The sequence below is a fragment of the Streptomyces sp. Ru71 genome (assembly GCF_002920535.1).
Lineage (GTDB): Bacteria > Actinomycetota > Actinomycetes > Streptomycetales > Streptomycetaceae > Streptomyces.
The window spans coordinates 27598-47881 of the sequence record NZ_PQSS01000027.1 but is presented as its reverse complement, the minus strand read 5'-3'; the positions used below and the strand labels follow the sequence as shown (position 1 = coordinate 47881).

18 protein-coding genes are annotated in these 20284 nt (G+C 72.4%); 2 read left to right on the top strand and 16 right to left on the bottom strand.

The genetic code is table 11. From position 1 onward, the window contains the following. Positions 1 to 22: 22 nt before the first annotated feature. From C3489_RS18140 to C3489_RS18090, 11 genes are all read right to left on the bottom strand, one after another. Positions 23 to 3082 carry a helix-turn-helix transcriptional regulator gene (locus C3489_RS18140; RefSeq protein ID WP_258054788.1) on the bottom strand — a complete coding sequence of 1020 codons (3060 nt, stop codon included), beginning with the start codon at positions 3080 to 3082 and terminating at the stop codon, positions 23 to 25. A gap of 281 nt (positions 3083 to 3363) precedes the next feature. Further along, positions 3364 to 3549 carry a hypothetical protein gene (locus C3489_RS18135; RefSeq protein ID WP_103782898.1) on the bottom strand — a complete coding sequence of 62 codons (186 nt, stop codon included), beginning with the start codon at positions 3547 to 3549 and terminating at the stop codon, positions 3364 to 3366. Between the two features lie 183 nt (positions 3550 to 3732). Further along, positions 3733 to 4260 carry a hypothetical protein gene (locus tag C3489_RS18130; RefSeq protein ID WP_103782897.1) on the bottom strand — a complete coding sequence of 176 codons (528 nt, stop codon included), beginning with the start codon at positions 4258 to 4260 and terminating at the stop codon, positions 3733 to 3735. A 65-nt stretch (positions 4261 to 4325) separates the two neighbouring features. Beyond that, complete coding sequence (locus C3489_RS18125) at positions 4326 to 4889, bottom strand: GNAT family N-acetyltransferase (RefSeq protein WP_103782896.1); 564 nt, start codon at positions 4887 to 4889, stop codon at positions 4326 to 4328. Next, the gene (locus C3489_RS18120; protein WP_103782895.1) at positions 4867 to 7107 is read right to left on the bottom strand and encodes an MMPL family transporter; all 2241 of its coding nucleotides are present in this window, start codon (positions 7105 to 7107) and stop codon (positions 4867 to 4869) included. The genes C3489_RS18125 and C3489_RS18120 overlap by 23 nt, the downstream gene beginning before the upstream one ends. 272 nt (positions 7108 to 7379) lie before the next feature. After that, positions 7380 to 8894: an Asp-tRNA(Asn)/Glu-tRNA(Gln) amidotransferase subunit GatB gene (gatB, locus tag C3489_RS18115; protein WP_103782894.1), complete on the bottom strand. Its 1515-nt coding sequence runs from the start codon at positions 8892 to 8894 to the stop codon at positions 7380 to 7382. A gap of 15 nt (positions 8895 to 8909) precedes the next feature. Then, a complete protein-coding gene (locus C3489_RS18110; RefSeq protein WP_103782893.1) occupies positions 8910 to 9149 on the bottom strand; it encodes a hypothetical protein in 240 nt (79 codons plus the stop codon). Then, a complete protein-coding gene (gene gatA, locus C3489_RS18105) occupies positions 9146 to 10642 on the bottom strand; it encodes an Asp-tRNA(Asn)/Glu-tRNA(Gln) amidotransferase subunit GatA (protein WP_103782892.1) in 1497 nt (498 codons plus the stop codon). Before gatA ends, C3489_RS18110 begins: the two co-directional genes overlap by 4 nt. 2 nt (positions 10643 to 10644) lie before the next feature. Further along, positions 10645 to 10941 carry an Asp-tRNA(Asn)/Glu-tRNA(Gln) amidotransferase subunit GatC gene (gatC, locus tag C3489_RS18100; protein WP_018531282.1) on the bottom strand — a complete coding sequence of 99 codons (297 nt, stop codon included), beginning with the start codon at positions 10939 to 10941 and terminating at the stop codon, positions 10645 to 10647. Between the two features lie 94 nt (positions 10942 to 11035). Then, the gene (locus C3489_RS18095; protein ID WP_103782891.1) at positions 11036 to 11530 is read right to left on the bottom strand and encodes a cupin domain-containing protein; all 495 of its coding nucleotides are present in this window, start codon (positions 11528 to 11530) and stop codon (positions 11036 to 11038) included. 46 nt (positions 11531 to 11576) lie between these two features. Further along, the gene (locus C3489_RS18090; RefSeq protein ID WP_103782890.1) at positions 11577 to 11948 is read right to left on the bottom strand and encodes a DUF4267 domain-containing protein; all 372 of its coding nucleotides are present in this window, start codon (positions 11946 to 11948) and stop codon (positions 11577 to 11579) included. Between the two features lie 95 nt (positions 11949 to 12043). On the opposite strand from C3489_RS18090, the gene C3489_RS18085 reads away from it, so the two are divergent. Next, positions 12044 to 12625: a TetR/AcrR family transcriptional regulator gene (locus tag C3489_RS18085; RefSeq protein ID WP_103782889.1), complete on the top strand. Its 582-nt coding sequence runs from the start codon at positions 12044 to 12046 to the stop codon at positions 12623 to 12625. Positions 12626 to 12708: 83 nt separating this feature from the next. Here the strand turns inward: C3489_RS18085 and C3489_RS18080 are convergent, their stop codons facing one another. The 5 genes from C3489_RS18080 to C3489_RS18060 all read right to left on the bottom strand — a co-directional run bounded on the left by C3489_RS18080 (position 12709) and on the right by C3489_RS18060 (position 19894). After that, complete coding sequence (locus tag C3489_RS18080; RefSeq protein ID WP_103782888.1) at positions 12709 to 15078, bottom strand: bifunctional diguanylate cyclase/phosphodiesterase; 2370 nt, start codon at positions 15076 to 15078, stop codon at positions 12709 to 12711. Between the two features lie 259 nt (positions 15079 to 15337). Next, complete coding sequence (gene ligA, locus C3489_RS18075) at positions 15338 to 17533, bottom strand: NAD-dependent DNA ligase LigA (protein ID WP_103782887.1); 2196 nt, start codon at positions 17531 to 17533, stop codon at positions 15338 to 15340. A 14-nt stretch (positions 17534 to 17547) separates the two neighbouring features. Beyond that, on the bottom strand, positions 17548 to 18555 hold the full coding sequence (locus C3489_RS18070) for a methionine synthase (RefSeq protein WP_103782886.1): 1008 nt from the start codon (positions 18553 to 18555) through the stop codon (positions 17548 to 17550). 82 nt (positions 18556 to 18637) lie between these two features. Further along, positions 18638 to 19327, bottom strand: coding sequence for an SDR family oxidoreductase (locus C3489_RS18065; protein WP_181139722.1), 690 nt, complete (start codon positions 19325 to 19327; stop codon positions 18638 to 18640). Positions 19328 to 19354: 27 nt separating this feature from the next. Then, positions 19355 to 19894 carry a TIGR00730 family Rossman fold protein gene (locus C3489_RS18060; RefSeq protein ID WP_103782884.1) on the bottom strand — a complete coding sequence of 180 codons (540 nt, stop codon included), beginning with the start codon at positions 19892 to 19894 and terminating at the stop codon, positions 19355 to 19357. A 50-nt stretch (positions 19895 to 19944) separates the two neighbouring features. On the opposite strand from C3489_RS18060, the gene C3489_RS18055 reads away from it, so the two are divergent. Beyond that, positions 19945 to 20268: a DUF427 domain-containing protein gene (locus C3489_RS18055; RefSeq protein WP_103782883.1), complete on the top strand. Its 324-nt coding sequence runs from the start codon at positions 19945 to 19947 to the stop codon at positions 20266 to 20268. Positions 20269 to 20284: the final 16 nt, after the last annotated feature.

Sequence of the window (20284 nt, the reverse complement as noted above, 5' to 3'; positions counted from 1 at the left end):
CCAGGTCCGTCCAGCGTACGTCTCACCGGATGTCCCGCCCAGTGAGGGCCTCGGAGTACAGGCCCAGCCGGTGGGCCACGGCCGCCGCCTCGCCCCGGCCGGAGACGCCCAGTTTGGCCAGGATGTTCGACACGTGGACGCTCGCGGTCTTCGGGGAGATGAACAGCTCCTCGGCGATCTGGCGGTTGGTGCGGCCGGCCGAGACGAGGCGCAGCACATCGCGTTCCCGGGTGGTCAGGCCCAGCGCCTCGGCCGGGTCGGCGGGCGCCGACCGGGACTGGGCCGGGCCGGTCAGGGGCAGCCGGGCACGGCGGGCGAGCAGCGCGCCCGAGTCGGCCAGCGGGCGGGCGCCGAGGTGCTCGGCGACGGCGTGCGCCAGCCGCAGCAGCTCGGTGGCGCGGGCACGCTCGTCGTCGCCGCCCTCGGTCACCAGCGCCTCGGCCAGGCGGTAGCGGACACGGGCGAGGTCGTAGGGGCGTTCCAGGGCCTCGAAGGCGGTGACGACGGGCGACCAGGTGTCGGGGGTGGCCCGGCCCTCGGCGCGCAGCAGTTCCGCGCGGACCCACTGCTCGTGGGCTCGCCATATCGGGGCGCCCGTGGTGGTCTTCTTGACCGCCTCCGCGATACGGGCGAGGGCCTGCTCGCGGCCCTGCGCCGCGACGGGCAGGGCGAGCGCGTCCGCCTCGGCGGTGGCGGCGGCCAGCAGCAGGGGCCAGACGAAGCGCTGGGTGCCGGGCGGTGTGCCGGTGTCCAGGGCCCGGGCCAGTTCCGCGCGGGCGTCGGGCAGGCGGCCCTGGGCGGCGGCGACGCCGACGGCGATGCGGGCCACCGGCAGCCACTGCTGGGGCATCGGGTCGTGCGAGCCGAAGTGGCCGCGGGCGGCCTGCAGTTGGCGTTCGGCCTCGGTCACCTCGCCGCGGGCGAGGGCGAGATGGGCCAGGCACAGCGCACCCGCGCCCTGCGGCTTGGCGCTCTGTCCGCGCCTCAGGGCGTTCTCGGCGGCCTGGGCGGCGCCGTCCCACTCCCCCAGCGAGTACAGCGAGTCGGACAGGTTGCCCCACACCCATGACTCGGAGTCCAGCAGACCGTACGTGCGGGCGTAGGCGGCGCCGTCGCGCAGCAGGGCAGCGGCCTCGCGGGAGCGGCCGACCGACTCCAGCTCGGAGGGCAGGTTGACGTAGGCGCGGCCGGCGACGCTGGGCACGCCCTCCTGGGCCGCCTGCTCCAGCACCTGGCGCATCTCGGCGAGGCCGTCCTCGACGGCGCCGGAGTCGACCATGAGTCCGCCGAGGGTCAGCCGGGCGTTGAGTTCGATGGACCGGGCGCCGACCATGCGCGCGTACTGCACCGCGCGCTCGGCGGCGGCGAGGGCTTCCGCGCCGGGCTTGTGCAGCATCGACCAGCCCGCGGCGACGGTGAGCACCTCGGCGTGCACGGTGGACGGCGGCAGGCCGCGCACCAGCTCCTGGGCGGTGGCGAGTTCGTCCCAGCCGTCGCCGCGGGCGAGGGCCTGCACCAGGCGGGAGCGCTGGCTCCAGAACCAGGCGGCGCGCAGCGGATCCGGGTCGTCCTCCAGCAGGCGCAGCGCCCGCTTGGTGATCTTCAGGGCGCGTTCGCGCTCCATGGCCAGCCGGCCGGCGACGGCCGCCTCGGCCATCAGGTCGAGGTAGCGCAGCGGCGTGCCGGCGGGGTCGCAGCCGCACGCGGGATACGCCTCGGCGTGGTCGAGGGGCCGCAGCCGTGCCCGTACGTCCTCGGGGACCGCGTCCCACAGCTCCATCGCCCGCTCCAGCAGGCCCAGTTGCTCGCTGTAGGCGTGGCGGCGCCGGGCGGTGACGGAGGCGTCCAGGACGGCGGGCAGGGCCTTGGCGGGGTCGTGGGCGTGGTACCAGTAGCTGGCCAGGCGCATGGCGCGCTGGTCGGCGGGGACGAGGGTGGGGTCGCACTCCAGGGCCTCGGCGTAGCGCCGGTTGAGGCGGGAGCGCTCGCCGGGCAGCAGGTCGTCGCTGACGGCCTCGCGGACCAGGGAGTGACGGAAGCCGTAGCCGTCGCCGGCGGGGGTGGGGATGAGGATGCTGGCGTTCACGGCGGCCCGCAGGGCCTCGATGAGGTCGTCCTCGGCGAGCGAGGCGACGGCGGCGATCAGCCGGTACTCGACCGTGGAGCCGCCCTCGGCGGCCACCCGGACGACCCGCTGGGCGCTCTCGGGCAGCGCCTCGACGCGGACCAGGAGCAGGTCGCGCAGGGTGTCGGTGAGGCCGGTACAACAGCCCGCGTGGGCGGCGACGGCGAGCTCCTCGACGAAGAAGGCGTTGCCGTCGGAGCGTTCGAAGATGTCGTCGACCTGGGCGGGGTCGGGTTCGCCGGCGATGATGCCGGCGACCTGGCGGCACACCTCGTCGCGGGTGAAGCGGGCTAGGTCGAGGCGGCGGACCGTGCGCAGCCGGTCGAGTTCGGCGAGGAGGGGGCGCAGGGGGTGGCGCCGGTGGATGTCGTCGGAGCGGTAGGTGCCGAGGACGACGAGGCGGCCGGAGCGCAGGGTGCGCAGCAGGTAGGCGAGCAGGTGACGGGTGGAGGCGTCGGCCCAGTGCAGGTCCTCCAGGGCGACGACGACGGTCCGCTCGGCGGCGATCTGCTGGAGCAGGCGGGCGGTGAGTTCGAAGAGGCGGGCCATGCCCTCCTCGTCGTGCCGGCCGGGGCCGGCCTCGCCCAGCTCGGGCAGCAGCCTGGCCAGTTCCTCCTCCTGGCCGGCGGCCGCGGCGGCGACGTCGGCGGGCAGTGCGCGGCGCAGGGCGCGCAGGGCGGCGGAGAACGGGGCGAACGGCAGCCCGTCGGCGCCGATCTCCACGCAGCCGCCGAGCGCGACGACGGCGCCCTGCCGGCAGGCGGCGGTGGCGAACTCCTCCACCAGCCGTGTCTTGCCGACGCCGGCCTCCCCCGCGATGAGCAGCGCCTGCGGCTCGCCCGCGGCGGCGCGGGCGAGCGCGTCGTGCAATGCCCCCAACTCGTCGGCACGACCGACGAACACCGGACTGACGGACTTGGTCTCCACGGCGCAGAGCATCCCATGAGGCTCTGACATCCACGCACCGTTTTTCGCCCCGGGCAGAGCGACACCGCTGGTCAACGACCCGGCAGCGGCGACCTGCCCGGCAGGGGCCGGCGGGGACCCGGCAGCGGCCACCCGTCCGGCAGGAGCCGGCGGCACCGGGAGCCCGGCCGGGGCCGCCGCCGGAAAACCGAACACCGGCCCCGTGGGGAGGCCGGTGTGCGGGGTGGTGCCGGGCGGAGGGGGTTCGGTGGATCTCTCCGGGTGCGGGTGGCCGACCCCCGTACGGCCTCCCGCACCCGGCGTCACGCCGTTCACGCGGCCCTGGTGGACCAGCGGCGGCGGGAGCGGCCGGTATGGCCCTCCGCCTCGGCGGTGCGTGTGGCGGCATCGTGGCGGGCGGCACGGCGGGCGCGGACGGCCTCACGGACCAGGCGCTCCTGCTCGGCGCGGCGGATCAGTTCTGCGGTGCGGGCCTGCTGGACCTCGTACTCGTACATGTGTGTCCCCCTGTGAGACGAGAGTGGGTTCGCTTGCTGCGATGCCTCAACTCTCGTCTCCCAGGGGGGTCCGCCACATCGGGAGACTTCCGCATCTTGCGTGCCGTGGGGGGCCTTAGACGCGGGCAGGCGGTCCGAGGACCGGCGTAAGGCACTGCCGGGGGCCTAAGACCAGGGCGGAGGTCAGCCCGTGGCGGGCAGGCCCAGCAGCACGTCCGTGTACTTCAGGACCGCCAGCAGCAGGCCGACGACGCCGAGCGAGACGCCCGCCCAGGCGGCCGACCTGATCCACGGGGCCTGCGGCCGGCCGGGCTCGCCGAACGCGGGCCGGGCGAGGACGACCACGCCGACGACCAGCGCCGACAGCGCGAACAGGCCGCCCCACAGCGCCGTGGCGTGCCAGGCGTCGCCGTAGCCCTCCTTGACCATCTTCGCCACGTCGGAGGACGACGAGGTCTGCAGCTGGCCGATGAGCGACTCGCGCGCGGAGGCCACGGTGCCCATCCAGCTGCCGGTGAGCGAGACGACGCCGAGCCCGGCGGAGACCACGGCACCGGCGCCCTGGCCGACCCCGGAGGGGCCGCCCTCGTGCGGCGCGGCCTCCTGTTCTTCCGTCTGCGGCGTGCCCTGCCCGGTCTGTGTCTCCTCCTCGGTCTCCGTCACCTCGTCGGCCGCGGTCACCGCGGCCTGGTCCTCAGTCTTGGTAGCCATGCCCGGCACCGTACGGACGGAGTCTGAGAGGTCCCTTAACGTCGATCAGTGCCCCGCCGCACGCGTCACGCGCGCGTGGCGCGCGCCTCGCGCCACTCGGGGGCGAGGACGGACCAGACCTCCAGGTCGTGCCGTACCCCGTGGTGGAGGTAGGCGGAGCGCCGCACGCCGTCGCGGGTCATGCCGAGGCGCCGGGCGACGTTGAGGCTGGGCGTGTTGCCCGCGGAGGCGACCCATTCGACGCGGTGGATTCCGCGCTCCTCGACCACCCAGTCGATCAGCACCCGCATGGCCCGGGTGATCAGCCCGCGTCCGGTCGCGGCGGGCTCCAGCCAGCAGCCGACCTCGCAGGTGCCGTTGGCGGCATCGAAGTTCAGCGTGAGCACGCCGCCGACGAGCTTGTTGTCCAGCCAGATCCCGTGCAGCGAGGCCGTGTCGGCGGCGCGCATGTCGGCGTACCGCTGGAGGGCCTCGCGGGCGGTGGCGACGTCGACGGCCTTGGAGCCGAACGGGACGTACTGGTTGATGAAGTCGCGTCCCCGCTGCAGGTGCGCCAGGAACTCCTCGGCGTGCCAGGGCTCCAGCGGCCGCATTCGTGCGCCGTCGTCACCCAGGGATATCGCGTACATCCTGCCGCTCCTTCGCCAGCACGTCCGCCACCTCGGCGTCCGTCGCAGCGGCCAGCCTCTCATGGGCGGCGCGGCACTCGGGCGGCTCGATGCTGATGCGGGGCAGCACCCGGTCCAGCCGGCGCGGCAGCCACCAGTTGGCGGCGCCGAGCAGGTGCATCAGGGCCGGGACGAGGAGGGTGCGCAGGACGAAGGCGTCCAGGGCGACGGCGGCGGCCAGCGCTATGCCGAACATGGCGATGACCCGGTCGCCGCTGAGCACGAAGGCGAGGAAGACGGAGATCATGATGACCGCCGCCGAGTTGATCACCCGGCTGGTCTCGGCGAGGCCGACACGGACGGCCCGGCGGTTGTCGCCGGTCTCCAGCCACTCCTCGTACATCCGGCTGACCAGGAAGACCTGGTAGTCCATGGAGAGGCCGAAGAGGACCGACACCATGATCACGGGGAGGAACGGTTCGATGGGGCCGGCGCGGCCGAGTCCCAGCAGTTCGCTGCCCCAGCCCCACTGGAAGATCGCGACGACGACGCCGAACGCGGCGGCGACGGCGGCGACGTTCATCACGGCGGCCTTGAGCGGGATGCCGATGGACCGGAAGGCGAGCAGGAGCAGCAGGCAGCCCAGTCCGATGACGACCCCGACGAAGAGGGGCAGCTTGCCGACGATCACGCCGGCGAAGTCGTCGTAGGAGGCGGTGACGCCCCCGACGTACACGTCGAGGGAGGTGCCGGCCTCGGCCCGGGGCAGCACCTCGGTGCGCAGCCGGTCGACCAGCTCGCTGGTCTCCTGCGACTGCGGCGCGGACTCGGGGACGACGGTGAGGTGGGCGGTGCCGCCGCCCGGCCCGTAGGTCACGGGGGTGACCGAGGCGACGCCCCGGGTGGAGCGCAGGGTGGCGTCCAGGTTGTCCAGGGCGAGTTTGTCCTGGGCGCCGTCTACGCGCGTCACCAGGGTCAGCGGGCCGTTGACGCCGGGTCCGAAGCCGTCGGCGAGGAGGTCGTAGGCCTTGCGGGTGGTGGAGGTCTTCGGGTCGTTGCCCTGGTCGGAGGTGCCCAGGTGGAGGGAGAGGGTGGGCAGCGCGAGCAGGGCGATGACGGCGACGGCGATGCCGCCGAGCTTCTTGGGGTGCCGCTCGACGAACGCCGACCAGCGGGCCGCGAAACCGGTCGGCAGCTCCGGCTCGGGCCCGTGCTCGGCCAGTCGGCGCCTCTCGCGGCGGCTGAGGGCGCGCATGCCGATGAACGACAGCAGGGCGGGCAGCAGGGTCACGGAGGCGGCGACGGTGAGCACGACGGTCAGCGAGGCGGCCACGGCGACGCCGTTGAGGAAGCTCAGCCGCAGTATCAGCATGCCGAGCAGGGCGATGCACACGGTCGCGCCGGCGAAGACGACGGCGCGGCCGGTGGTGGCGACGGCGTTGGTGGCCGCCTCGGTCACGCTGAGCCCGCGTTTCAGGCCCCTTCGGTGCCGGGTGACGATGAACAGCGCGTAGTCGATGCCGACGCCGAGCCCGATCAGCATGCCGAGCATGGGCGCGAAGTCGGCGACCGTCATGGCGTGCCCGAGCAGTTCGATCCCGGCGTAGGCGGTGCCGACGCCGACCAGGGCGGTGGCGATGGGCAGCAGCGAGGCGGCGAGCGAGCCGAAGGCGAGGAAGAGGACGACGGCGGCGACGACGACCCCGACGATCTCGGCGAGATGCCCGCCGGAGGTCTTGGTGAGCGCCATGGCGCTGCCGCCCAGCTCGACCTGGAGTCCGTCGGTCTCGGCGGCCTTGGCGGTGTCCACCACGGACTTCGCCTCGGCGGCGGCGATGTGCTCGACGGGGGCGTCGAAGGTGATCGTGGCGTAGGCGGTGTGTCCGTCGGCGCTGATCCGGCCGGCGCCCTGGCCGTTGTAGGGGCCGCTGACGGAGGCCACGCCGGGCAGGTCGTCGATCTTGTCGAGGGTGCGGGTCATCGTCTGCTCGACGTCGGCGGCGCGTACGGTGCCGGACGTGGTGTGCCAGACGACGGTGTCGCTGTCGCCGCCCATCCCGGGGAAGCCGGCCTGGAGCAGTTCGGCGGCGTGGCCCGACTGGGTGCCCGGGACGTCGTAGTCGTTGGAGTAGGCGGAGCCGGTCACGGCGGCGGCCGCGGTGACTCCGCCGAAGGCGAGGAGCCACAGCAGAACGGCGATCAGGCGCCGTCGGACACACCATTGTGCAAGGGCTGCCACGAACCTGCTCCCAGAGTGACTGAATTGTGGATCTTTGACCGGGAACAATCGCTCATTAACCGAACAGCCCGCAAAGAACGCATGACGAATGCGAAGCCACTCTTACAGGTGGAAATGATCCTTTGCGGCTTTCGTGTCCTTGTTCACAGCAGTTGGGAGGGAGGTCACAGGACAGCCGGCGGCACTCTGTCACCCGAAGTGGTGTCACTCACATGCGACAGGCCCCGGGGACTCCAAGGTCCCCGGGGCCTGTGCCGTGCGGCGTCGCGGGCTCAGCCCTCGCTGACGCCCAGCTTCTGAAGGATCAGCTCCTTGACGCGGGCCGCGTCGGCCTGGCCGCGGGTGGCCTTCATGACCGCGCCGACCAGGGCGCCGGCCGCGGCCACCTTGCCACCGCGGATCTTGTCCGCGATGCCCGGGTTGCCGGCGATGGCCTCCTCCACGGCGGCGGTGAGCGCGCCCTCGTCGGAGACGACCTTCAGACCGCGCTTGTCGACGACCTCGTCCGGGGTGCCCTCGCCCGCGAGAACGCCCTCGATGACCTGCCGGGCCAGCTTGTCGTTCAGGTCGCCCTTGGCGACCAGCTCGGTCACCCGGGCCACCTGCTGCGGCGTGATCGCCAGCTCGTCCAGCGCCTTGCCGGACTCGTTGGCGCTGCGGGCCAGCTCGCCCATCCACCACTTGCGGGCCGAGGCGGCGTCGGCCCCGGCGTCGATGGTGGCGACGATCAGGTCCAGCGCACCGGCGTTGAGGATCGCCTGCATGTCGGTGGCGGAGATGCCCCACTCGGCCAGCAGCCGGTTGCGGCGGGCCAGCGGCAGCTCGGGCAGGGCCGCCCGGATCTCCTCGACCCACTCGCGCGAGGGCGCGACCGGGACCAGGTCGGGCTCCGGGAAGTACCGGTAGTCCTCGGCCTCCTCCTTCACCCGGCCCGAGGTGGTGGAGCCGGTGTCCTCGTGGAAGTGGCGGGTCTCCTGGACGATGGTGCCGCCGGAGGAGAGCACGGCCGCGTGCCGCTGGATCTCGTAGCGGGCCGCACGCTCCACCGAGCGCAGCGAGTTGACGTTCTTCGTCTCGCTGCGGGTGCCGAACTTCTCGCTGCCCTTGGGCATCAGCGACAGGTTCACGTCGCAGCGCATCTGGCCCATCTCCATGCGGGCCTCGGACACGCCGAGGGCACGGATGAGCTCGCGCAGCTCACGGACGTACGCCTTGGCCACCTCGGGGGCGCGCTCACCGGCGCCCACGATCGGCTTGGTGACGATCTCGATGAGCGGGATGCCGGCGCGGTTGTAGTCCAGCAGGGAGTGGGACGCGCCGTGGATACGGCCGGTGGCGCCGCCGACGTGCATCGACTTGCCGGTGTCCTCCTCCATGTGGGCGCGCTCGATCTCCACGCGGAAGGTCTCGCCGTCCTCCAGCTGCACGTCGAGGTAGCCGTTGAAGGCGATCGGCTCGTCGTACTGGGAGGTCTGGAAGTTCTTCGGCATGTCCGGATAGAAGTAGTTCTTCCGGGCGAAGCGGCACCACTCGGCGATCTCGCAGTTCAGCGCGAGGCCGATCTTGATCGCGGACTCGACGCCGGTCGCGTTGACGACCGGGAGCGCGCCGGGCAGGCCGAGGCAGACCGGGCAGGTCTGGCTGTTCGGGTCCGCGCCGAGCGCGGTCGAGCAGCCGCAGAACATCTTGGTCTTGGTGCCGAGTTCGACATGGACCTCAAGGCCCATGACGGGGTCGTAGGAGGCGAGTGCTTCCTCGTACGACACCAGGTCGGTCGTGGTGGTCACGGTGAAACTTCCCTCTCAGCCCAGCAGGACGTCGTCGTCGCCCAGCCGCTTCAGCTCGCGGTACAGGATGGCGAGGCCGGTGACGATCGCGACCGCGGAGACGGTGGCGTCGATCAGCCGCAGCGTGTCCTGCTCGGCGCGGGCCTTCTTGATCTGCTTGGCGACACCGAGCGCGCCGAACGCGGTGGTGGCCATCGACAGGTACGTACCGGACTTGGACTTCTTGAAGTCCTTGGCCTTGGACAGCTTGCTCACAGCGACGGTGCCTCCTCCAGGAGCGGGTGCCCCCACTTTTCCACGAAGGCGGCCTCGACCGCGGCGCCCACCTTGTACAGGCGCTCGTCCTTCATCACCGGGGCGATGATCTGCAGGCCGACCGGGAGGTTGTCCTCCGGGGCGAGACCGCAGGGCAGGGACATGGCCGCGTTGCCCGCCAGGTTGGTCGGGATGGTGCACAGGTCCGCGAGGTACATCGCCATCGGGTCGTCGGCGCGCTCGCCGATCGGGAAGGCGGTGGTCGGGGTCGTCGGGGAGACGATCACGTCGACCTGCTCGAAGGCCTTGTCGAAGTCCTGCTTGATCAGCGTGCGGACCTTCTGCGCGGAGCCGTAGTACGCGTCGTAGTAGCCGGAGCTCAGCGCGTACGTGCCCAGCATGATGCGGCGCTTGACCTCGGGGCCGAAGCCGGCCTCGCGGGTCAGGGAGGTGACCTCCTCCGCCGAGTGGCCGCCGTCGTCGCCGGTCCGCAGGCCGTAGCGCAGGCCGTCGAAGCGGGCGAGGTTGGAGGAGCACTCGGAGGGCGCGATCAGGTAGTACGCCGACAGCGCCAGGTCGAAGGACGGGCAGTCCAGCTCGACGATCTCGGCGCCCAGCTCCTTCAGCAGCGCGACGGACTCGTCGAAGCGCTGGATGACGCCGGCCTGGTAGCCCTCGCCGCGGAACTGCTTGACCACGCCGACGCGCATGCCCTCGACGCCGCCGTTGCGGGCGGCCTCGACGACCGGCGGGACCGGGGCGTCGATGGAGGTGGAGTCCATCGGGTCGTGGCCGGCGATCACCTCGTGCAGCAGGGCCGCGTCCAGGACCGTGCGGGCGCAGGGGCCGCCCTGGTCGAGGGAGGAGGAGAAGGCGACCATGCCGTAGCGGGAGACGGCGCCGTACGTCGGCTTCACGCCGACCGTGCCGGTGACGGCGGCCGGCTGACGGATGGAGCCGCCGGTGTCGGTGCCGATGGCGAGCGGGGCCTCGAAGGCGGCGAGCGCGGCGGAGGAACCGCCGCCGGAGCCGCCGGGGATCTTGGTGAGGTCCCACGGGTTGCCGGTCGGGCCGTAGGCGCTGTTCTCCGTCGACGACCCCATGGCGAACTCGTCCATGTTGGTCTTGCCGAGGATGACGACGTCGGCGGCCTTCAGCTTGCGCGTGACGGTGGCGTCGTACGGCGGGATCCAGCCTTCAAGGATCTTCGAGCCGACGGTCGTGGGCACGCCCTCGGTGGTGAAGATGTCCTTCAGCGCCAGCGGGACGCCGGCCAGCGGGCCGAGCTTCTCGCCGCGCTCGCGCTTCTCGTCGACGGCACGCGCCTGGGCGAGCGCGCCCTCGCGGTCGATGTGCAGGAAGGCGTGCACCTTCTCGTCGACGGCCTCGATCCGGGCCAGGTGGGCCTCGGTGACCTGGACGGCGGTGAGCTCGCCGGAGGCGATCTTCGCGGCGATCTCGGCCGCGGTGAGCTTGATGATGCTGTCCGTCATGGTCAGTCCTCCCCCAGGATCTGCGGCACCTTGAAACGCTGCTGCTCCTGGGCGGGGGCGCCGGAGAGCGCCTGCTCGGGGGTGAGCGAGGGACGGACCTCGTCCGCGCGCATGACGTTCGTCAGCGGGAGCGGGTGCGAGGTCGGCGGTACGTCTTGGTCGGCGACCTCGCTGACGCGGGCCACCGCGCCGATGATGTCGTCCAGCTGGCCTGCGAAGTGGTCGAGCTCTTCGGGCTTCAGCTCCAGACGCGCCAGCCGGGCGAGGTGGGCGACCTCCTCGCGCGTGATGCCAGGCATGCAGCGATCCTCTGGGGTGAGTGTGTGTGGTTTGGGGCCAATCCTATGGGGCGGGGGCCCGTGCCCGTGAAACGGTTTGCCGCGGCCCCGGCGGTCACCGGCGGCGGCCGTCCCAGGCGTCGCTCTTCAGGAAGTGGTTGTCGTACCGCTCCTGTACCTCCAGCAGGCTCTCCACGGTGGCCTCGCCCAGGCGGATGCGCTGAAGGTGGCGGAAGTACTCGAAGCGCTCGACGCCCGGGGTGATGACGATGAGCAGGTCGGCGGTGCTGCCCGGGGCGGCGGCGAAGGCGTGCGGGCGGTCCGGCGGGACGATGATCAGGTCGCCGCGCTCGGCGGTGACGACGTCCTCGCCGGAGAGGACCTCGGCCTCGCCGTCCAGCAGGTAGAACATCTCGGCCGAGTTGTGGTGGACGTGCGGTCTGGCGCCGTCGGCGCCCTCGGCGAGGGTCACGCGGACGGTGGACAGCGCGCCGCCGCTGGCGCTGCTGTCGGCGAGCAGCCTGACGGCGACGGGGTCGCCGCCGACGACCTCCGCATCGGCGTCGCGGACCAGGACGGTCTCGTCGAACTTCGGTACGAACAGCGACATGACGCGTTCCCCTTGTCGGATGTGGTCAGACCGTTGCCGGACGCGGTCAGACCGCGAAGAGCAGTCCGGCGCTGATCAGTACAACGACGGCGGTGGCGAAGTGGATCCCGAAGGCGACGGCTTTCGCGCCGCCGTTGCGCAGCACGATGCAGGTGTCCACGAGCGGGACGAGCGCCACGCAGAGCATGAACCAGGCCTCGGCGCGGGCTCCGGCGAAGGCGAGCAGGGCGAGGCCCACCAGTCCGAAGGTGCCGTCCCTGAGTCCCTTGACCGACAGGTAGGCGCCGGCGTCGCCGCGCGGGTCGGCCGGGACGCCGTAGCCGGCAGCCGCGGGGGCGGGCTGGAACCAGAAGCGGTAGCCGAGGAAGAGGCAGAACAGGTCGAGCAGCACGGCCAGGGTGTAGGTGGTGACGGTCATGGAGTCCCCCTGTGTCGGTTTTCTAGCAGCGCTAGGAACAAGAGCGAAGCTAGCAGAGCGCCGACAGATTCGCTAGCGCTGCTAGAATTTCTTCCATGACGATCCAGACGCGCCGGGAGCGCGAACGAGCGGAGCGCGAGCGGCTGATCGTGACGGCCGCGCGGGAACTGGCGGAAGCCGAGGGCTGGGACGCGGTGACCACCCGGCGCCTGGCCGCCGAGATCGAGTACAGCCAGCCCGTCCTCTACAGCCACTTCAAGGGCAAGGACGCGATCATGGCGGCGGTCGCGGTCCAGGGCTGCGCCGACCTGGCCACGGAGCTGCGCGCGGCGCGGGAGGCGGCGACGGGCACGCGGGAGGCGCTGGCGGCCGCGGGCGAGGCCTACACCGCCTTCGCCAGGCGGCGGCCGGCGCTGTACGACGCGATGTTCACGCACATCGTCGACCTGCCGTTCGCCACGCCCGAGGCGCCGGCCCCGCTGCAGGACGCCTTCGGCGAGCTGCTGCGGGCGGTGGAGCCGATCGCGGCCGAGGGCGACGACCTGGCTCTGCTCACGGAGACCTACTGGGCGGGGCTGCACGGCCTGGTGACCCTGATGCGCAGCGGCAGGCTCCCGGAGGGCGGCCACGAGCAGAGACTGCGGCTGCTGACGGCACACTTCAGCGCGGGCCGCTGAGCGCGCACCGGACAGCCCACCCGGGCGTCACGCGGCTCCGGGTGAGCCCCCTTCGGCGTCACCCGGCAGTCTCGAAGGCCGTTTCACTCGGCGGCGGGGAGGACTGCCTTGGGACGTTGCCAGCCTCGGGAGCCGCGGGCCAGGAGCCAGGCCGTCGTCTCCTCCGGGGGCATCGCGGCGGCGACCAGCCAGCCCTGGACGGCGTCGCAGCCGAGATCGCGCAGGCGCTCCCAGGTCTCGTCGTCCTCCACGCCCTCGGCGACGACCAGCAGGCCCAGGGAGTGGGCGAGGTCGACCGTGCAGCGCACGATCTCGGCGTCCTCGGTGTCCACGGCGAGCCGGGCCACGAAGGAGCGGTCGATCTTCAGCTCGCTGACCGGGAGGCGGCGCAGATGGACCAGGGAGGAGTAGCCGGTGCCGAAGTCGTCCAGGGACATCTTCACGCCGTGTCCGGTGAGCCCGGCGAGGGTGTCGGCGGCCCGCTGCGGGTCCTCCAGCAGGACGTGTTCCGTTATCTCCAGCTGCAGCGCCCCCGCGGGGACCCCGTGCCGGGCCAGCCGGGCGGCGACGGAGCCGGCGAAGCCGGGGGTGTGCACGTCGCGCGGGGAGACGTTGACGGCGACCGGGACGAACAGCCCCTGGGAGCGCCACTCGGCGACCTGGCCGAGCGCGGTGTCCAGGACGTACTCCGTCAGGTGCGGCATCAGGCCCGAGGACTCGGCGATCGCTATGAACTCGTCCGGCGGCACCTTCCCGCGCTCCGGGTGCACCCAGCGCACCAGCGCCTCCAGGCCGGCCACCTGGCCGTCGAAGCGGACCTTGGGCTGGTAGTGCAGCTGGACCTCGTGCGCGTCCAGCGCCCGGCGCAGATCGCCGAGCAGTCCGAGCCGGTCGGGGGTGTTGGAGTCCCGCTTGGACTCGTAGACCTCCACGCCGGTGCGGTCCCGCTTGGCCTGGTACATCGCCACGTCGGCGCGGCGCAGCAGGCCCTCCGCGTCGAGCGCGTGGTCGGGGAAGACGGCGACGCCGGCGCTGGCCTCCAGCACGAGGGTGAGGCCGTCGAGGTCGAGCGGGGAGCTGAGGTCGGCGACCAGGCCGCGGGCGACGCGCATCGCCGAGGTCGTGGAGTCGGCGACCGGCAGTAACACGGCGAACTCGTCGCCGCCGAGCCGCGCCACCTCCGCCCCGCGCGGCAGGGCCAGCCGCAGCCGGTCGGCTATCTGCAGCAGCAGCCGGTCACCGGCGAGATGACCGAGGGTGTCGTTGACCGACCGGAAACGGTCCAGGTCGATCAGCATCAGGGCGGCGCGGGCGCCTATGCGCTCGGCGTCGTCCAGCGCGGTCCAGATACGCTCCAGCAGCCACTGGCGGTTGGGCAGCCCGGTGAGCGGGTCACGCAGCTGCTCCTCGGCCCGGGCCCGGGCTATCCACAGGGTGGAGTCGAGGGCGATCAGCGGGATGGCGAACAGCGGCAGCAGCACGGGCTTGGCGGTGGCCACCACGCACACCAGCGGGGCTATGCCGAGCAGCGCGACGGCGACCAGCCCCTGTCTGACCAGCGCGGTGCGCGCGACCGTGGGCAGACCGCCGGACCGCGGCGCGTGCAGGTACCACAGCAGGGTGCGGGTCACCGCGAGGTAGGCGACCGCGACGAGCACCACCTCGGGGGCGGTGTAGAAGGTCCAGGTGCCGGGGTCCGAGGGCGCCTCGACGGACGGTACGGCGCCGAAGGCGGCCAGCACCAGGGCGCCGGCGCCGATGCCGAGCAGGTCCACCGCGCCGTGCAGCACCCCCTGCCGCCAGCGGTGGCGCCGGGCTATGCCGACCAGGACGACGACGGTGAGGCTGACCATGCCGGCCGGCACCCAGCCGTACAGCAGCAGGACGGCGAGGGTGAGGGCGGCTCCGGAGCCGGTGCCGCCCCACCAGCGGGCGCGGCCCAGCATGACCAGGTGGCCGACGATGACGCCGGTCAGCAGGGCCAGCGACCAGCCGACCGAGCCGGAGGGGAAGAGGGCGTGGCCGCTGGCGAAGGCGCGGTAGAAGCCGGCGCCCAGGACGAACCCGGCGGCCGCGACGACCGCCGCGGGCAGCGGGGGCCAGGACAGGTGGCGTTCGTGCTCGGCGCCGGGCAGGCCGGCGGCCGGCCGTGCGGGGCCGAGCGCTTCGACGCCGGCGGCCAGACCGGCACGGCGCCGGACCCGGGCGAGCCGGTCGACGCCGGCGGCCAGGCCGGTGCGGCTCCGGGGGGCGTCGGGTCCGTCGGCGCCGGGCGGCGGGCCGGCGCCGTGGCGGGCGGGGTCGGGTGCGTCGGTGCACATGCGCTGCGGGGCGGCACGCTCCCGGGCGCCCTCGCGCCCCGCACGTGTCACCCACCGGCTCCCCCGCCATACGCCCGCCACACGGCGCAGGCGCAGCCGTGAGCCGGGGGCGGTGCTCTCGGTCGGTTCCATTCCCGTCCCTCTCACTGCCGGCGGTGCCCACGCCACGCGGCCCGATGCCCGACATCCATCAACGGCTCCGCGTTGGAAAACCCTTCCCCTTGCCCATGAAGAGCACGGGAATGCCCCGACCGCAGCTGGGCACGGCAGGCGCACATCTCAACAGTAGGCCGCAGACGGCTTCCACGGGCAGCGGTCGTCGACGGTTGCCCGAATGCGCCCCGGCCACCCGTATGCATCTGATATGCGCCGATCGAGTGGCCTTCAACCGCTACTCCTCGGCCGAAAGCGCGACGTCCGCCGCGGCGTCCGGTCCCTGGCCGAGCAGGACGTTGAAGCCGTCCTCGTTCAGTACCGGCACCTTGAGCTGCATCGCCTTGTCGTATTTCGATCCCGGGTTGTCACCCACGACGACGAACGAGGTCTTCTTCGACACCGATCCGGTCACCTTGGCGCCGCGGCTCTGCAGCGCTTCCTTGGCCCCGTCCCGGGTGAAGTGCTCCAGGGTGCCGGTGACGACGACGGTAAGCCCTTCCAGCGGGCGCGGTCCCTCGTCCTCCCCGGTGCTCTCCTCCTCCATGCGGACGCCGGCGGCCTTCCACTTGCGCAGGATCTCCTGGTGCCAGTCCTCGGCGAACCACTCCTTGAGGGAGGCGGCGATGATGGCGCCGACGCCCTCGGTGCCCGCCAGCTCCTCCTCACTGGCCTGTTCGATGCGGTCGATGGAGCGGAACTCGCGCGCCAGGGCCTCGGCGGCGACCGGTCCGACGTGCCGGATCGACAGCCCGGTGAGCACCCGGGCGAGCGGGCGCTGCTTGGCGGCCTGGATGTTCTCCAGCATGGCCAGGGCGTTCTTCTTCGGCTCGCCCTGCTGGTTGGCGAAGACGGTGACGATCTTCTCCTCGCCGGTCTTCGGGTCGCGCTTGGGCAGACCGCTGTCCTGGTCGAGGACATACGCCTTGATGGGCAGCAGCTGCTCGACGGTCAGGTCGAACAGGTCGCCCTCGTCGACGAGCGGCGGTTCCTCAGGCTCCAGCGGCTTGGTGAGGGCGGCCGCGGCGACGTACCCGAAGTGCTCGATGTCGAAGGCCTTGCGGCCCGCGAGGTAGAACAGGCGCTCGCGCAGCTGGGCCGGGCAGGTGCGGGCGTTGGGGCAGCGCAGGTCGACGTCGCCCTCCTTCATGGGCCGCAGCGGCGTGCCGCACTCGGGGCACTCGCTCGGCATCACGAACTCGCGCTCGGTGCCGTCGCGCAGGTCGACGACGGGGCCGAGGATCTCCGGGATGACGTCACCGGCCTTGCGCAGCACGACCGTGTCGCCGATGAGGACGCCCTTGGCCTTGACCACGTCCTGGTTGTGCAGGGTGGCGAACTCGACCTCGGAGCCGGCCACCGTCACCGGCTCCACCTGCGCGTACGGGGTGACCCGGCCGGTGCGGCCGACGCCGACGCGGATGTTGACCAGCTTGGTGTTGACCTCCTCCGGCGCGTACTTGTAGGCGATGGCCCAGCGCGGCGCGCGGGAGGTGGTGCCGAGCCGGCCCTGGAGCGGGATCTCGTCGAGCTTGACGACGACGCCGTCGATCTCGTGCTCCACGGAGTGCCGGTTCTCGCCGTAGTAGGCGATGAACTCCCGCACGCCGTCGAGGCCGTCGACCACCTTGTTGTGCCGGGAGGTGGGCAGACCCCAGGTCCCCAGCAGGTCATAGGCCTGGGAGAGGCGGGTGAGGCCCTCGTAGCCCTCCAGGGCGCCGATGCCGTGGACGACCATGTGCAGCGGGCGGGTGGCGGTGACGCGCGGGTCCTTCTGGCGCAGCGAACCGGCGGCGGCGTTGCGCGGGTTGGCGAAGGGCTTGTCGCCCGCCTCGACCAGACGGGCGTTGAGCTCCTCGAACTTCTCCCCCGGGAAGTAGACCTCGCCGCGGATCTCCACGAGGGCGGGGACCTTGTCGCCCTTGAGGCGGTCCGGGATCTCCGCGATCGTGCGGACGTTGGGGGTGATGTCCTCGCCGGTGCGGCCGTCGCCGCGGGTGGCCGCGCGGGTGAGCCGGCCGTGCTCGTAGGTGAGGTTCACGGCGAGGCCGTCGACCTTCAGCTCGCACAGGAAGTGGTACGTCTGGTCGCCCAGTTCGCGCGCGATGCGGTCGGCCCAGGTGGCGAGCTCGTCGTCGTTGAAGGTGTTGTCCAGGGAGAGCATGCGGGAGCGGTGCTCGACGGACGTGAACTCCGTCGCGTACGAGCCCGCGACCTTCTGGGTCGGCGACTCCGGCGTGCGCAGCTCCGGGTACTGCTCCTCCAGCGCCTCAAGGGTCTTCAGGAGCCGGTCGAACTCCGCGTCGCTGATGACGGGAGCGTCCTTCACGTAGTACCGGAAGCGGTGCTCCTCGATCTGCTCAGCGAGCTGCGCGTGCTTCTCACGTGCCTCGGCGGGCACTGCCGTCTCCGCCTGCTGCTTGTCGCCGGCCACCGTGTTTCCTCCCGTTACTCAGGGTTGTCCGCGAGGGATCTCGCCGCCCGGACGCAGTGGGCGAGCGCCTGACGCGCGTACGCCGGAGAGGCGCCCGCGAGCCCGCACGCCGGCGTGACCGTGACCGCCCGGGCGAGCAGCCCCGGATGCAGCCCCAGCCTGCGCCACAGCGTCCTGACACCCATGACGCTACCGGCAGGGTCTGACAACGGGCCGTCCGTGCCCGGGACGACACCGGCGAACAGCCGGGTGCCGCCCTCCACCGCCTCACCGATCGCCTCGTCGTCACGCTCGGTGAGCAGGGAGAAGTCGAAGGAGACGGCCGCCGCGCCCGCCCGGCGCAGCAGGGCGAAGGGCACGTCGGGGGCGCAGGAGTGGACCACGACCGGTCCGTCGCCGTGCACGCCGACGACGTCCCGCAGCGTGGCCTCGACGATCTGGCGGTCGACGGCCCGGTGGGTGCGGTAGCCGCTGGCGGTCCTGACCTGGCCGCGCAGGACGGCGGTGAGGGACGGCTCGTCCAGCTGGAGCACGAGCTGCGCGCCGGGGACGCGGCGGTGGACCTCGGCGAGGTGCAGCCGCAGTCCCTCGGCGAGGGAGGCGGCGAGGTCGCGGCAGGCGCCGGGGTCGCCGAGAGCGGCCTCGCCGTTCTTCAGCTCCAGGCTCGCGGCGAGCGTCCACGGCCCGACCGCCTGCACCTTCAGCGGGCCCTGGTAGCCCTGGGTGAACTCCTCCATCGCGTCGAGGTCCTCCCCCAGCCACGACCGGGCCCGCTTGCTGTCGCGGCCCGGCCGGTCGCCGATGCGCCAGCCGCTGGGCTCCACGCGCGCGTACAGCTCGACGAGCATCCCGGCGGTGCGCCCGATCATGTCCGCGCCGGGTCCGCGCGCGGGCAGCTCGGGCAGGAACGGGAAGTCCTCGAAGGACCCGGTGACGGTCTTGGCGGCCTCCCGGGCGTCACCACCGGGCATCGAACCGACGCCGGTGGCCGCACCGAACCTGAACTGACTGTCTTCGCTCACGCCTGAAGCCTACGTAAGCGTCACCGGGGGTCGTTCCCCGAGTGCCTGCGGCCGGGACTCCCGGCGCCGTCCCCGCGGGGTGTCAGCGGCCGGGGCGCACCGTCAGGTCGTTGACCTCCGCGTCGCGCGGCAGGTCGATCGCCATCAGGATCGTCGTGGCGACCGACTCGGGGTCGATCCACTTGCCCGGGTCGTACTCCTTGCCCTCCTGCTGGTGGACCTTGGCCTGCATGGGGCTGGCCGTGCGGCCGGGGTAGACGGAGGTGACGCGGACGCCGCTCGCGTGCTCCTCCTGGCGCAGGGAGTCGGCGAGGGCCTTCAGCCCGTGCTTGGAGGCCGCGTACGCGGACCACTCGGCGTGCGCGTTGAGGCCGGCGCCGGAGTTGACGAAGACCACGTGGCCGCGGGCGACGCGCAGCTGGGGCAGCAGCAGGCGGGTCAGCTCGGCGGGGGCGATCAGGTTGACGGCCAGCTGGTGGCGCCAGGACTTGGGGGTCAGGTCGCCGACCCGGCCGAGGTCGACGACGCCCGCGATGTGCAGCAGCGAGTCCACGCGGTCCGGCAGGGACTGGTGGGACAGCGCCCAGGACAGCTTCTCGGGGTCCGCGAGATCGCCGACCAGGGTCTTCGCGCCGGGGAACTCGGCGGCCAGCTCCTTCGCACGGCCCGCGTCGCGCGCGTGCAGCACGAGGTCGTCCCCGCGCGCGTGCAGGCGGCGGGCCACGGCCGCGCCGATGCCGGAGCCGGCTCCGGTGATCACATGTGTAGCCATGCCCGCCATGCTCGCATCACCGCCGGCTCACACGATGCCCTGGCTCTCCTCCAGGTAGGCCAGCGCGCCCACCGGCTCCTCGGCGAAGAACACCAGGTCGGTGAGCGGCCGGGGCAGGAAGCCCTCGTCCTCCATGCGCCGGAACTGCACCTTGAGCCCGTCGTAGAAGCCCGCGGTGTTCAGCAGCACCACGGGCTTGTCGGTGTGGCCGTGCTTCTTCAGCTCCAGGATCTCGGTGGCCTCGTCGAGCGTGCCGGTGCCGCCCACCATGATCACCACCGCGTCGGCCTTCTCCAGCAGCAGCTTCTTGCGCTCGGCGAGGTCCTTGGCGATCACCATCTCGTCGGCGCCCGGGCGGGTCTTGTGCGCCAGGAAGTCCACCGAGACCCCGCACAGCCGGCCTCCGGCCTCCTGCACACCGTCGGCGACCACCTTCATCAGACCGACGTCCGAGCCGCCCCACACCAGCGTGTGGCCGCCCTTGCCCAGCAGTTCGGCGAACTCCCGCGCGGGGGTGGTGTAGCGGTCGTCGAGGTCGGCGGCGGAGAGGAAGACACAGATACGCATGGAGTCACCGTACGCGGGAAGAACACGCGCGCGGAAAGCGCTGCCGGGACATGACCCAGGGACACACCATCACCGTCGAGCGGAGCGACCGGCACGTGCGCGTGGTCCACGACGGCCACGTCATCGCCGAGAGCGACCGCACGCTCGTCCTGCGCGAGACCGGCTGTCCGCCGCGGTACTACCTGCCCGCCGAGGACGTCCGGCTCGACCTCCTCGCCCCCTCCGACACGCACACCTACTGCCCGTTCAAGGGCACGGCGTCCTACTGGTCGCTGCCCGGCGCACCCGACCTGGTGTGGTCCTACCCGGACCCCAAGCCGGAGGTCGCCGAGATCAAGGGCCGTCTGTGCTTCTACGACGTCGAAGTGTCGTGAGCGATCAGCCGGCCGT